Origin of the sequence: Bradyrhizobium altum, from assembly GCF_020889705.1 — a bacterium.
Classification (GTDB): Bacteria; Pseudomonadota; Alphaproteobacteria; order Rhizobiales; family Xanthobacteraceae; genus Bradyrhizobium; species Bradyrhizobium altum.
On record NZ_JACMYP010000094.1, the window covers coordinates 15,192 to 29,416 of the forward strand.

At 64.3% G+C, this 14,225-nt stretch carries 10 protein-coding genes and 1 pseudogene; 1 reads left to right on the forward strand and 10 read right to left on the reverse strand.

Features of this window, described 5'->3' with window-relative positions:
- Window positions 1-64: 64 nt before the first annotated feature.
- From H8B02_RS22440 to H8B02_RS22460, 5 genes are all read right to left on the reverse strand, one after another.
- A complete protein-coding gene (locus H8B02_RS22440) occupies window positions 65-1,348 on the reverse strand; it encodes a TRAP transporter large permease (RefSeq protein ID WP_092115778.1) in 1,284 nt (427 codons plus the stop codon).
- Window positions 1,348-1,920 (reverse strand): TRAP transporter small permease, encoded by a 573-nt coding sequence (locus H8B02_RS22445; protein ID WP_229168297.1) that lies wholly within the window; start codon window positions 1,918-1,920, stop codon window positions 1,348-1,350. Before H8B02_RS22445 ends, H8B02_RS22440 begins: the two co-directional genes overlap by 1 nt.
- A 223-nt stretch (window positions 1,921-2,143) precedes the next feature.
- Window positions 2,144-3,148 carry a TRAP transporter substrate-binding protein gene (locus H8B02_RS22450; protein WP_229168298.1) on the reverse strand — a complete coding sequence of 335 codons (1,005 nt, stop codon included), beginning with the start codon at window positions 3,146-3,148 and terminating at the stop codon, window positions 2,144-2,146.
- 1,153 nt (window positions 3,149-4,301) lie between these two features.
- Window positions 4,302-5,513 carry an ABC transporter substrate-binding protein gene (locus H8B02_RS22455; protein ID WP_229168299.1) on the reverse strand — a complete coding sequence of 404 codons (1,212 nt, stop codon included), beginning with the start codon at window positions 5,511-5,513 and terminating at the stop codon, window positions 4,302-4,304.
- A 115-nt stretch (window positions 5,514-5,628) separates the two neighbouring features.
- The gene (locus H8B02_RS22460; protein ID WP_229168300.1) at window positions 5,629-6,216 is read right to left on the reverse strand and encodes an exopolysaccharide biosynthesis protein; all 588 of its coding nucleotides are present in this window, start codon (window positions 6,214-6,216) and stop codon (window positions 5,629-5,631) included.
- A gap of 89 nt (window positions 6,217-6,305) precedes the next feature.
- Here H8B02_RS22460 and H8B02_RS22465 point away from each other — a divergent pair, with 89 nt between their 5' ends.
- Entirely contained in the window at window positions 6,306-6,842 is a 537-nt protein-coding gene (locus tag H8B02_RS22465) for a hypothetical protein (protein ID WP_229168301.1), read from the forward strand.
- A gap of 39 nt (window positions 6,843-6,881) precedes the next feature.
- Here the strand turns inward: H8B02_RS22465 and H8B02_RS22470 are convergent, their stop codons facing one another.
- The 5 genes and pseudogenes from H8B02_RS22470 to H8B02_RS22490 form a co-directional block, all read right to left on the reverse strand.
- A complete protein-coding gene (locus tag H8B02_RS22470) occupies window positions 6,882-7,616 on the reverse strand; it encodes a substrate-binding domain-containing protein (protein ID WP_229168302.1) in 735 nt (244 codons plus the stop codon).
- 31 nt (window positions 7,617-7,647) lie between these two features.
- Window positions 7,648-8,442, reverse strand: coding sequence for a dienelactone hydrolase family protein (locus H8B02_RS22475; RefSeq protein ID WP_229168303.1), 795 nt, complete (start codon window positions 8,440-8,442; stop codon window positions 7,648-7,650).
- 56 nt (window positions 8,443-8,498) lie between these two features.
- Window positions 8,499-11,285: a formate dehydrogenase subunit alpha gene (gene fdhF / locus H8B02_RS22480; RefSeq protein ID WP_229168304.1), complete on the reverse strand. Its 2,787-nt coding sequence runs from the start codon at window positions 11,283-11,285 to the stop codon at window positions 8,499-8,501.
- Window positions 11,286-11,320: 35 nt separating this feature from the next.
- Entirely contained in the window at window positions 11,321-13,033 is a 1,713-nt protein-coding gene (locus H8B02_RS22485; RefSeq protein ID WP_229168305.1) for an NADH-ubiquinone oxidoreductase-F iron-sulfur binding region domain-containing protein, read from the reverse strand.
- 208 nt (window positions 13,034-13,241) lie between these two features.
- Window positions 13,242-14,225: pseudogene (locus H8B02_RS22490) on the reverse strand (molybdopterin molybdotransferase MoeA); the annotation flags it as partial.

Consider the following 14,225-nt stretch of genomic DNA (forward strand, 5'->3'; position numbering starts at 1 on the left):
GGTTTTCTGATTGTTTGCGCATGATCTTGTCGGAAAACCGCTTCACACTTTTCCGGATCATGCACTAGATCATTCCCAACAGCCGCGGCAGCCACAGCGAGATCTCCGGCACGTAGGTGATCAGGCCGAGGAACACCAGCATCGCGCATAGCCACGGCAGGACCGAGATCGTGATCTCGCTGATGCCCATCTTGGCGATACTGCTCGCGATGTAGAGATTGAGCCCGACCGGCGGATGGCACAGCCCGACCTCGGTGTTGACGATCATCAGGATGCCGAGATGCACCGGATGCACGCCGAGCTTGGTCGCCAGCGGAAACAGGATCGGCGCCATGATCAGGAGGATCGACGACGGGTCCATCACGTTGCCGGCGAGCAGCAGGATGACGTTGACGACGAGCAGGAACATCCAGACCGAGAAGTTCTTGTCGATGATCCAGGCCGCCATCTCCTGCGGGATCTGCTCATGCGTCATCAGGAACGAGAACAGCACCGCGTTGGTGATGATGTAGAGCAGCATCGAGCTCATGCTCGCCGCCTGCAACAGCACCTTCGGCACCTCGGAGAGCTTCAGCTCCTTGTAGACAAACACGGTGATGAAGAAGGCGTAGGTCGCGGCGACTGCCGCCGCTTCCGTCGGCGTGAAGATGCCGCCATAGATGCCGCCGAGCACGATCGCGATCAGCGACAGGCCCCAGATGCTTTCGCGGAACGCCGTGAACTGCTGGCCGATAGTCGCGCGCGGCATCTTCGGGTAGCCGTTGCGCTGCGCCACGAAGAAGGTCACCGCGGCCAGCATCAGCGCGAGCAGCACGCCCGGCACGATGCCGGCCATGAACAGCGCGCCGATCGAGGTGTTGGTGGAGACGCCGTAGAGCACCAGGATGATCGAGGGCGGCACCAGGATGCCGAGCGCGCCCGAGGTTGAGATCACGCCGACGCCGAATCGCTTCGGATAGCCGTGATCGACCATCGCCGGCATCATGATCGAGCCGATCGCAACCACGGTGGCGACGCTCGAGCCCGAGATCGCCGCGAACATCGCGCAGGCCGCGACGCCGGCGAGCCCAAGGCCGCCCGGCAGATGCCCGACCAGCGAGGTCGTGAACGCGATCATGCGCCGCGCGACGCCGCCGCGGGTCAGGAAGGTGCCGGCCAGGATGAAGAACGGGATCGCCATGATGCCGAAATTGTCGAGGCCCGAAAACAGCTTCAGGCCGACACTCTCGATCGGCACCTCGGTCATGGTGAACAGGAAGGTCAGCACGGTCAGGCCGAGCGAGATCGAGATCGGCATGCCCGTCAGCATCAGGGCAAACAGCAGTCCGAAGATAAGTGCGGCGCTCATCACGCTTCTCCAAGCGAGACGGGCGCGGTCTTGCTGGTCTCGACGCCATCGACATGGGAGGCGTCATGGTGAGGCAGCTCGTCGGTCCACCAGTAATTCCAGCACACCTGCAGGAAGCGGAAGCACATCAGATAGGAGCCGAGCGGGATGCAGGCATAGACGATCCAGCTCGGGATCTCCATGTCCGGCGAGACCTGGTCGGTGTGCATCAGTTCGAACACGAACTTGGCGCCCATGGTGCCGACGATCGCGGTGAACAGCGCGCCGCCGAGCAGGCCGAAGGTGATGATACGTTTGCGCCAGGCATCATTGAGGCGGTTGATCAGCACGTCGACGCCGACATGGATGCCGGTGCGCACGCCATAGGCGGCGCCGAACTTCGCCATCCAGATGAACATGTAGATGCACAGTTCCTGCGACCATGCGAGATTGATGCCGAACAGATACGGATACAGCACCGGCACGTCGACCAGGAAGCGGTGCACGACCGTGATGAAGGTCAAAAGCGTCGCAGCGCCCATCAGGCTCGCGATGATGATTTCCTCGAGCCGGTCCAGAATTTTCAGCAGCATTGATCTCCCCTGTCATGGCCGTCCCCGCGGCCAGAGCACTCGTACTCCCTCTCCCCGTTCTTACCGGGTCGGGACGAGCAAAGCTCGCCCTGAGAGGGTTGGGTGAGGGACTCCTTCCGCGCGCACGTTGATAGTCGCGCTCGCGGAGACTCCCCTCACCCGAAATTCAAGCTGCGCTTGAATTTCGACCTCTCCCCGCACGCGGGGCGAGGTGAAGCACGCCTTAGTTCATCGGGCTGCGGCCCGTTTCCTTGAGGAATTCGTCGATCAGCGGCTGGCCGACGCGCGATGCCACGTCCTTGTAGACCGGCATCATCGCCTTGCGCATCGCCTCGTCCTGCTCCGGCGTCAAGGTGACGATCTCGGTCTTGCCGGCCTTCTTGATCTCGGCGAGCGCGTCCTCGTTCTCCTTGGCCGACTGGTTGTTGCCGAACTCGGTGGCTTCCTTCATCGCCTTGTTGAGTTCGTCGCGGATGTCGGCCGGCAGGCCGTCCCAGAACTTCTTGTTCACGACCACGACGTAGCCGATGTAGCCGTGATTGGTGACGGTCGCGTACTTCTGCACCTCATGCATTTTCTGGGTGTAGATGTTCGACCAGGTGTTCTCCTGGCCGTCGACCACGCCGGTCTGCAGCGCCTGGTAGACGTCCGAGAACGCCATCACCTGCGGGATCGAACCGAGCGCGCGGAACTGGGCCTCCAGCACCTTGGAGGACTGGATGCGGAACTTGAGTCCCTTGTAGTCCGAAGGCGCGACCAGCTTCTTGTTCGCGCTCATCTGCTTGAAGCCGTTGTCCCAGTAGGCGAGACCGGTCATGCCCTTGGAATCCAGCTTCTTGAGCAGCTGCGTGCCGAGCGGACCGTCGGTCACCTTGCGCAGCGATTTCAGGTCGGGGAGGATGTAGGGCAGATCGAAGACTTCGAATTCCTTGATGCCGATCGGGCCGAACTTCGAGTTCGACGGCGCCAGCATCTGCACCGCGCCGAGCTGCAGCGCCTCGAGCTCTTCCTTGTCCTTGTACAGCGTCGAGTTCGGATAGATCTCGACCTTCACCTTGCCGCCGGTGTACTTCTCGGCCAGTTCCTTGAACTTGTCGGCCGCCTTGCCCTTCGGCGTGTCCGAGGCCACCACGTGGCTGAACTTGATGACGATCGGCGACTGCGCCGAGGCCTGCCCGACAAAGCTCAAGGCCGCGATCGACGCCGCCGCCAATATGAATTTACGCATGTTTCCTCCCGCGTAATTGCGGAGCACGATTTCCGGCCCCGAGACATCCGGTCGCACCATTACAGAGAAGCAACGACGATTGCCATTGCCCCTTTAGCAGGGGCTATTTGCGCTGTTGCTGCACTGCAAAAATCCAATGCGACGGTATCCCTTTCGGCTCTTGCGACCGTTCAATGACACCGCCCGCACGCTGTGCCCGGCCACAGCCACGCGGTCAATGCGAGGTTCGGCAATGGCGAATTCGCGGGGCGCGAATGCTGGTGGCGATACACTTGTCGTCCCTGCGAAAGCTCTCGAACCCGTCATCCTGAGGTGCGAGCGGAGCGAGCCTCGAAGGATGCACGGCCCGGCTTGTGGCCGTCGATCCTTCGAGGCTCGCCGAAGAGGCTCGCACCTCAGGATGACGGGACTGACTTGATCATACGCCCGCATTCTCGCGACATGATTGCCCGAGTCTTGCCTTTCGTTCCGCCCTCCTCTTACAGAGGGCGCAGGGAAAGCCGGGTGCCGATCGCACCCATGGGCCCCGAGCAAAGGGTAGAAAGCTCGGGGGTAGGACCACAGGTGTAACCGGAAACAACCCGGCTTTCCCTGCGCGATGGCTTACGGTTTATACGTGCTCTCCCCGGCGAGACTGGGCTTTGTTGTCACCGTCTTCGCAACGCGCATTGCGCAATCGGAAAAGACACCTACCACTAGGGCGTCAGGCCTGCACGATTTCGCCGTCCACTTCATGCGCATTCGTCGACTGCGCAATGCGCGTCCACCGCATCTCGACCCACGTTCGTGACGACCGCGAAGCGCCCCTCGTGTCGGGTAAGACGGGGAAATTCATACACCGAGTTGCTCTTCGGATAAAGCGAAATATTTTTGCGCGAGGCAATTGACAGCTTTTACTGAGTTGCCCGTCGTGTCGAACAGGCCACACCCGAGCGAACACGACGGCCCCCGACGCTTTGCTTGGATGCACGGCACGGCATCTTGACGTACTCCGGCTCACACAGTGACGGCGCGTGGATGGCACGGCAATGCCGGGCCAGCGGCCAATAGCGCGCGTCCTGCCAGCACGAATAGGACATCACCCAATAGGGATCGTCGCGTGTCCGCGTGACGAGGAGATTTGGTCGTACGTCGTGCCGGCGTCAGCGCCGCCTCAGCGCAACGCGGTGCTGATGTTCTCGCCGAAAAACTTCCAGGTCTTGCCGTCGAACCTGGCGAGCTTGAAGGTGTCGAAGGTCGAATAGTTGGTCGGCGACACCGAGACCGTGATACCGGGCAGCAGGAGCGGCAGCGAGACCTTGCTGAGGTTGGTGGCCTGCTTCAGCAGGTTCTCCCGCGTCAGCTCGTCGCCGCAGTTCTTCAGGATGATCGCCGTGAACTGCGCCGAGAGATAACCGATCTGGTTGCTGCCATCGATCGGATTGCCTTCGGGATACCACTGCCTCATGAAGGCGAGATAATCCTGCACACCCTTGTCGGTATCCCAGGCCGGATCGCCCACCACCTTGGTGGCGAGCGCCGTCATCAACCCGGTGGACGCTTCGAGGCCAGCAGGCTCGAGCACGCCGCCGATCGAGCTCGCGACCGAGACGATGAAGTGCGTGGGCTTCCAGCCGAGATCGGCAACCTTGCGGATTGCCTGCGCGCCGAACTTCGGCGTCGTGATCGTCATCAGCACATCGGCGCCCGCGGCCTTCAGATTGACGATCTGGGAATCGATCGTCGGATCGGTGACCTCGTAGCTGAGCTCCTTGACGATCAGGCCGGCCTTCTCGCCCAGCCCCTCCTTAAAGCCCTTGAGATAGTCCTTGCCGAAATCGTCGTTCTGGTAGATCACGCCGATCTTGGCGTTGGGCAGCTCCGTCGCGATATATTTGGCGTAGATCTTCGCTTCCTGCGCATAGGGCGGATAGAACGGCGTGGTCCAGGGAAACTCCTTCGGATCGTTCCATTTCGAGGCGCCGGTGGAGATCAGGAGATGCGGGATCTTCTTGCCGTTCAGGTATTTTTGGATCGACGAATTGGTCGGCGTGCCCAGTGAGCCGATATCGGCAAGGATCTCATCCTGCTCGACGAGCTTGCGCGTCTGCTCCACCGTCTTCGGTGGGCTGTAGCCATCGTCCATGCTCAACAGCGTGATCTTCCGGCCGTTGATGCCGCCCTGGCTGTTGATCATCTTCCAATAGGCGGCTTCGGCCCTGCCCTGCGTGCCGTAGGCCGAGGCCGGACCGCTGTAGGGCATGGTCTGCCCGATCTTGATTTCGGTATCGCTGGCGCCGGGATCGTATTTCTTTTCGGCGGCGAGCGCCGCCGAGGTGGATGCCAGACTGAGCGCGGCGATTGCCGCGAGCGTGATGCAACGCATGTGTTCTCCCCATTCGCGCCGCTGTTTGCCGCGACGTCGGGCGAGATAATGATCATGCCTGCGCGGGATGTCGACCCCTTAAGTCCGGACATCGAACTGCACTAGCCGTCGAGCGTCACAGCCCCATCCAACCCATCACGGCTCCGAACGTTGCCCACAGCGTCCATCCGAGCCCGAGCAGGCAGATCAGCGCAGCCGCCATCGCAATCGTCAGCAGCAGGCCGTCCTCCTGCAGGTAGGCGACCGCGATCAGGACGACCACCATTCCCGGAATGACGTTCACCAGAGGCAGCGGCCAGCCTGCCGAGAAGGCGAGCAGAAACACGACCAATCCGACGAGGCGGTCGATCACGTCGCGGCGCGCGTCCCAGCGCGGCCGGCTGACGCGCTCGATCGCCTGCAGCATTGGACGCACAAGGACGGTGAACCGCTTGAAGCGCTTGAAGTCGAACTGTCGCTTCGACAGGAAACGCGGAAACGATGGCGCGCTGCGGCCACGCATCATCTCGACCGCCGGAAACAGCAGCGCCAGCGTCGCAACCGTCGCGACGCCGGGGATGATGACCAGTAGCCCCAGGAGCAGCAGGAGAAGGCCGAACGACCGCTTGTCCAGGTTGCTGAGGAGCCATTCGAGATCGACGGGGCCGTCCGGTGCTTGAGCGACGAGTTCCTCAAGAAGTTGGGACGTGTGCGTGGGCGCCAATGGGGCTCCAGACGAAGGGGACATAGCTGCCAAAGTGGTCAGACTCGGCATCGATTGCAACAGCTGCCGAAGCAGACTAGGAAGCATGGGTGACCAACGATTCCGACCAGGCATGGCAGCACCATGCGCCGTCAAGCCCGATTCCCGCCACGCGCCGCCGCTGGCCGTGGTTCCTGCTGATCGTCGTCCTCGCCTGTGCGGGCGCCGGGGGTGTCTACGCCTGGCCCCAGATCGCGCCGCTGGTCCCGGCCTTGGGCAACGCTGCGGCCAGCGACAAGGTGGCCGCAGGCGACAAGGAGACGCTGCCAGATCTGCTCGCGACCCAGCAGAAGCTCGAGGATGACATCGGCGCACTCGGCAAGTCGGTGGCGGACCAGCAGGAGCAGCTGAAGACCGTCGTCGACCAGTTGGCGAGCCTGACGTCGAAGGTCGACGCGCTCCAGCGCCCCGCTCCTGCTCCCGTGCCATTGCCGGCCACGGCAGCGGCCGACCAGCCGCATGCACCGGTCGCGCAGGCTGCCCCGAAGCCCCGAAAGCCGCCGCCGGCTCGGGCGCCAAAACCGGCAGGTCCGATTTCGACCGGTGGCGCGCCGCTCAACGTGGCACCCGGCGCCAGGGATCGCTGAGCCGCGCCGCGATCAGCGCAACGGGTTGCGAACGGCGGCCTATCCGCGCGGCCGCTCCATGCCCGCCCGCCTGATTGCCGCGCGCAAGATAGCGGTATCCGAGGAAAGAAAATCGATCAGGCGCTTGGCTGCGTCAGGCGACTTTGAGTCGCTGACGACAGCGGCGGTGAAGGTCTGCACAAGCTGGAGATCCGGAGGCAGCAGACCGACGACCTCGATACCGGTCTCCTGCACCAGCTCGCTGGTCGGCCCGATCGAGAAATTCGCCTTGCCCAAGCGCAGCGCTTCGGCCGCCTCGGTCCCCCGCGCCTCGAGGCTGAGCCGCACCGTGTCGGGCAGGTTCAGCTTGGGGAAGATCTTGTCGCGGACGAATTGTCCGCTCGTGCTGCTTGGCGCCACCACCTCGCCTGCATCGATCAAGGCTTTCCTCAGCGCGACAGCGTTGCCGACGTCCGGCTTCGGAGCGCCTGAGCGAACCGCGGCCGCCAAGGGAGCCGTCGCGAGGCCCGTGTTGGATCCCGCGCGAATCCGCCCGTCTTCGTTCAGCTTTCGCAGTCCTTCCCGCGAAAGGATCACCACATCCGCTTTGATGCCATGCGCAAGCTGATGCCTGATCGTTTTCGGACCGGTGCCCTCCGATGCGCCGGATCCGGTCTCCACCTTGATGCCGGTGCTGCGCTCGAATTCGGGCAGGACTTCCCGATAGACCGCAGCGAAGCCGCCGGAAATGATGACCCTGATCGTGTCCGGGGTATCTGCGATTGCCGGCGTCAAGGCAGCGGCACCATGTCGGCGGCCCGTTGGCTCATTTCTGAAGGTTTGCGGCAAACAGCTTGGCCGCCTCGGCCTTCGATTCCTGATCGGCCTTGGCGTCGTACCTCAGGGGCAGGTTGAACTTCTTGCCGAGCTCGGTGGCTTCGGGGTTCGTGAACGCGTGCACGGCGCCGGGATATTCGATGATCCGGTAATCGGCCTTCGCTGCGTCGAAATCCTTCTTCAGCGCGTCGTACTCCTCGCGCTTCACGAACGGGTCGTCCGCGCCGTTCAGAATCAGGATTTTCGCCTCGACGGTGCGCGGCGCCGGTGCCGGCGTGTTGAGACCGAGCGTAGCGTGGAAGCCCGCAACGGCGGTGAGATCGGCGCCGGCGCGCGCCATGTTCAGCACCACCGCGCCGCCGAAGCAGTAACCGACGGCCCCGATCCGCTGAGGATTGACCGAAGCCTGCTTGGCGAGTTGCTCACGCGCGGCGTTGAAGCGCTGCTCCATCACCTTCGCATCCTTCATCACCGACCCCGCGAGTGCGCCGGCGTCCTTCGGGTTGTCGGCGGTCTTGGCGTCGCCGTACATGTCCGCAATGAAGGCTATGTAACCCTGCTCCGCGAACTTCCGCGCTTCGTTATGGATATGCGGGGTGATGCCCCACCATTCGTGCACCATGACGATGCCGGGCCGCTTGGCCTTCGTCGCGTCGTCATAGACCACGAAGCCCTTCATCGTGGTCTCGCCGTCCGAGTAGGTGACCGGCTCTTCCTTGACCGCGGCGTGTGCGCTCGCGACCATTGCGATGGCACAAAGTGCTCCGACGATGATCGTTCGCATGCTGATCTCCCTGCGGGTTGGCGTCGCCGCGTTGCGTTTTGTTTTGGCCCGGACGGCTATTCCGCCGCCGTCCGGATATCGATCTTCTCGGCGCGGACCGCGCAGAACTTGAACTCCGGAATCTTGCCGAACGGATCGAGCGCCGGGTTGGTCAGCAAATTCGCCGCCGCTTCCGCGTAGCAGAACGGCATGAAGACCATGTTCTCCGGCACGTCGCGGTCGGCGCGCACCTTGACCTCGACCGCACCGCGGCGCGTCTCGAGGCGGATGAAGTCGCCGGGCGCGAGACCCTTCTTGCGCATGTCCTTCGGGGTCATGAACGCGACCGCTTCGGGCTCGATCTGGTCGAGCACCTGGGCGCGGCGCGTCATCGAGCCGGTGTGCCAATGTTCGAGCACGCGCCCGGTCGACAGCACCATCGGGTACTCGTCGTCGGGCAGCTCGTCCGGCGGGATCACCTTGGCCGGCACGATCTTGCCGCGGCCGCTCTCGGTCGGGAAACCGGTCGTGAAGATGATCTCATTGCCCGGCTTGTCCGGATCGTCGACCGGATAGGTCACCGCGCCCTCGCGGACCAGCCGCTCCCAGGTGATGTTCTTCAGCGACGGCATAAGCTGCGCCATCTCGGTGAAGACCTCGCCCGGCCCGGCATAATTCCAGGGCAATCCCATCCGCTTGGCGATTTCCTGGATGATCCAGAGATCCTGCCGGGCATCGCCCGGCGGCTTGATCACCTCGCGCGCCAGCTGGACGCGGCGGTCGGTGTTGGTGAACGAGCCGGACTTTTCGGCGAACGCCGAGGCCGGCAGGATGACGTCGGCATGGAACGCCGTCTCGGTGACGAACAGGTCCTGCACGACGAGATGATCGAGCTTCGCCAGCGCCTGGCGCGCGTGCTGCAGGTCCGGATCGGACATCGCCGGATTTTCGCCCTCGACATACATGCCGTGGATTTCGCCGGCGTGGATCGCGTTCATGATCTCGACGACGGTCAGCCCGCGCACCGGATCGAGCTGCTGCCCCCACAGCTTCTCGAAGGCGCCGCGCATGTCGTCGCGGCCTACCGGCTGATAGTCCGGCAGGAACATCGGGATCAGGCCGGCGTCGGAGGCGCCCTGCACGTTGTTCTGGCCGCGCAGGGGATGCAGCCCGGTGCCGGGGCGGCCGACCTGGCCGGTGATCAAGGCGAGTGCGATCAGGCAGCGCGCATTGTCGGTGCCGTGGACATGCTGGCTGATGCCCATGCCCCAGAAGATGATCGACGATTTGGCGCGGGCATAGGCACGCGCCACCTCGCGCAGCGTCTCGGCGGGAATGCCGCAGATCGGCGACATGCGCTCCGGCGTGAACTCCTGGATCTTCGCCTTCAGCTCGTCATAGCCCTCGGTATAGCCGGCGATGTACTGCTCGTCGGTCAGGCCTTCGGTGATGATCGTGTGGATCATCGCGTTCAGCATCGCGACGTCGCTACCCGGCTTGAAGGCGAGATGCTGCGTGGCGTGGCGCGACAGTGTCTGCCGGCGCGGATCCATCACGTAGAGCTTGGCACCGCGCTTGGCGGCGTTCTTGATGAAGGTCGCGGCGACCGGATGGTTCACGGTCGGATTGGCGCCGATCACCCAGATCACCTCGGCGTCGGCGGCGGCCGAGAACGGCGCCGACACCGCGCCGGAACTTAGTCCCTCGAACAAAGCCGCCACCGACGAGGCGTGACACAGCCGCGTACAGTGGTCGACATTGTTGGAGCCGAAGCCGGTGCGGACCAGCTTCTGGAACAGATAGGCTTCCTCGTTCGAGCCCTTGGCCGAGCCGAAGCCGGCGAGCGCCTTGGCGCCCTTCTCATCGCGGATTTTCTTCAAGCCGGCCGCGGCAAGATCGAGCGCCTCTTCCCAGGAAGCCTCGCGGAAATGGGTGTAGGGATTGGCCGGATCGACCTGGTCGTTGGCATCCTTCTTCACGCCCGGCAGCCGCACCAGCGGCTTGGTCAGCCGGTTCGGATGATGGATGTAGTCGAACCCGAAGCGACCCTTGACGCAGAGCCGGTTGTGATTGGCGGGACCATCACGGCCTTCGGCGTAGATCACCTTCTCGTCCTTGACCTCATAGGTGACCTGACAGCCGACGCCGCAATACGGGCACAGCGAGTCCACCTTGCGGTCGGGCCAGGTGACGCGCGTCTGCTTGTCGTCGAGCATCACCGCCGGCATCAGCGCCCCGGTCGGACACGCCTGGACGCATTCGCCGCAGGCGACGCAGGTCGATTCGCCCATCGGATCGTCGAAGTCGAACACGATTTTCGAGCCGTGACTACGATAGGCCATGCCGATCACGTCGTTGACCTGCACCTCGCGGCACGCCCGCACGCACAGGCCGCACTGGATGCAGGCGTCGAGATTGACACGCATCGCCGGGTGGCTGGTGTCGGCGCGCCAACGCTCGGTGGCGGGGAAACGGCTCTCTGTCACGCCGGTCTTCTCGGCCCAGTGCCAGAATTTCGAATCCGGATCGTGCGAGGTCTCGCGCGCCGGCTGATCGGCGACGAGCAGCTCCATCACCATCTTCTGCGCCGCGACGGCGCGCTGGCTGGCCGACTTGACCTTCATGCCGACCGAAGGCGTCCGCTTGCAGGACGCCGCGAGCACGCGCTCGCCTTCGATCTCGACCATGCAGGCGCGGCAATTGCCGTCCGGCCGATAGTCCGGCGCGGGCGAATAGCAGAGATGCGGGATCTCGGTGCCCTGGCGCTTGGCGACCTGCCAGATCGTTTCGCCGGCCCGTGCCTCAACCTGGTGCCCGTCGAGCTCGAACTGGATCGTCTGGCCGGAGTTGTGATCGTTGCTCATTCAAATCCTCGTGGAAGTTCGCCTGCTCGACCCGCCTACTCGGCGGCTTGCTGCGGACGAAACCCGTCCGGAAAATATTTGATCACGGAGGTCAGCGGATTGGATGCCGCCTGACCGAGCCCACAGATCGACGCGTCACGCATCGCCTGGCTCAATTGGTCGAGCAGTTCCTTGTTCCAGACCGGCTGCTGCATCAAGAGCGCCGCCTTCTCGGTTCCTGCGCGGCAGGGCGTGCATTGCCCGCAGCTCTCGTCCTCGAAGAACTTCATCAGGTTCAGCGCGGCCTCCCTAACGTCATCGGCCTGCGAGAGCACGATGACAGCGGCGGAGCCGATGAAGCAGCCGTATTTCTCCAGCGTGCCGAAATCGAGCGGGATGTCGTCCATCGAGGCCGGCAGGATGCCGCCGGATGCGCCGCCCGGCAGATAGGCCTGCAAGGTATGGCCGTCGGCCATGCCGCCACAGAACTCGTCGATCAGTTCGCGCAGGGTGATGCCGGCCGGCGCGAGCTTGACGCCCGGATCCTTGACACGTCCCGACACCGAGAAGCTGCGCAGGCCGTGGCGCTCGTTGCGGCCGTGGCTCTTCCACCAGTCGGCGCCCTGCTCGACGATATCGCGCACCCACCACAACGTCTCGATGTTGTTGATCAGCGTCGGCAGGTCGAATAGCCCGACCTGGAACGGATAGGGCGGCTTGTGCCGCGGCAAGCCGCGCTTGCCCTCGATCGATTCCAGCAGCGAGGATTCCTCGCCGCAAATATAGGCGCCGGCACCGCGCCGCAGATGCAGCACTGGACCACCCGGCTGAAGTTTTCCGATCTCGCGCGCAAGGATCTCGCGGCAGGCCGGGTACTCGTCGCGGATGTAGATGTAGACTTCGGGCGCCTCGACCACGTGGGCCCCGATCAGCATGCCCTCGAGGAAACGATGCGGGTCGGTCTCGAGATAGTAGCGGTCCTTGAACGTGCCGGGCTCGCCTTCGTCGCCGTTCACCGCCATCAGCCGTGGCCCGGGTTCGCCGAGCACGGCGCGCCACTTGCGGCCGGTCGGGAAACCGGCGCCGCCGAGACCGCGCAGCGACGCATCGTCGAGCGCCTTCAGCAGGTCTTCCCGCTGCAACTCGCCCGAGCGCAGGCGCGCCAGCAGGTTGTATCCGCCGTCGGCGACATAGGCGTCGTAATCGACGTAAGGCGGGAGATGCACATGCGTGTCGCCGCTCTTCGCCGCAGCGAGCACGCTGGTGACGGTCGCATGATCGACGAAGTTGTGGCCGACCTCCGCAGCGGGTGCGGTGTCGCATCGGCCGACGCACGGTGCCCGCACGACGCGGATGCCGGGGCCGGCGCGGCTCTGGAGATCCTTCAGCAGCTTCTCGCCGCCGAGCATCGCGCAGGTCAGCGAATCGCAGACACGCACGGTAAGCGGCGCAATGTCAGGCTCGCCTTCCTTCACGATATCGAAATGCGCATAGAAGGTCGCGGTCTCGAACACTTCGGCGAACGACAGCCGCATCTCGTCGGCGAGCGCCGCAAGATGCGCAGCCGAAATCTGATGGTATGTGTCCTGGATCAGATGGAGGTATTCGATCAGCAGGTCGCGACGCCTCGGCCGGTCCGCGAGCAGCGCCTCGATCTCATGAGCGGCCGCAGGGTCGACCTGGCGTCCCTTGGGCGTGGCTTTCGCCCGCTTCCTGCCTGCTCCGGGATGCTCGAACGCGCGGACCGTGTGAACGTCGTCTCCACTCATGAAACCTCGCCTTGGAACCCGGCTTTGCGCAAGTTGCGCCGGTTCAACCCAACTCTATTCTCTGGCATGCCACAGGCAAGCACATTTAGAACGCCTCTAGCAGCGTCGGGTTGCCGCGCAGGCCGTTGTTAATGTTTGCCTATCGGTCGATCTGAATTCCCAATCGCGCGAGCATCCGGCTCACGCGATCTCGACCGCGTCTGCGGCCTCAGAGCAGGTCGGCGTAGCCGAGAAAGCCGACCGCATCGCCCGGCTCGACCCGCACGATGGACTCGCCGAGCTCGATCAGCCCATCCGTCTCGACCAGCGACGACAACAGGCCGGCCCCTTCGCGGGGAAACTTGGTCGCCTCCAGCGAGCCGTCCGCCGCCCGGCGCAGCGAAGCGCGGACATATTCGCGGCGGCCGCTCTTCTTTTTGTAGCTGAAGGCGGCCCGGACCGGCATCGGCAGCAAGGCAGACGGCACGGCGCCCGACAGCGCCAGCACGGTCGGCCGCACCACATGGACGAAGGTGACGAAGCTCGCCACCGGATTGCCCGGCAAGCCGATCAGCGGCGTGCCGTCGATGATTCCCATCGCCACCGGGCGGCCCGGCTTGATCGCCATCCGCCACAGCACCAGCGAGCCGGCCTGTTCGATGCCGGCCTTGACGTGATCCTCTTCGCCGGTCGAGACGCCGCCCGTGGTCAAGATCAGGTCGTAGCGTCGTGCGGCCTGCTTGAGCGCATCGGCGAGCCCGGCCCGTTCGTCGCGCAGGATGCCGAGATCGCCGACCTCGCAACCGAGCCGCCGCAACATCGCGATCAGCATGAAGCGGTTGGAATCGAACAGCTGCGCTTCGGCGCGCGCTCCCCGGCGCGGCCAGCTCGTCGCCGGTGGAGAAAACTCCGACGCGCAGGCGCCGCACCACGTCGAGCGTGGTGAGCCCGAAGGCCGCGGCGACCGCGATGTCCTGCGGCCGCAGCCGCCGACCCGCCGCCAGTGTGACATGGCCGCGCGGAATGTCCTCGCCGGCAGGACGCACATTGGCGCCGGCCTTCAGGCCGGACGGCAGGATCACGTTGCCCGCATCGTCGATCCGCACGTCTTCCTGCATGAACACGGTGTCGGTGCCGTCGGGCATCGGTGCACCGGTGAAGATCCGCACCGCCTGCCCGGGCGGCGCGGGCGCTGCCGGCACTCCCGCCTGCA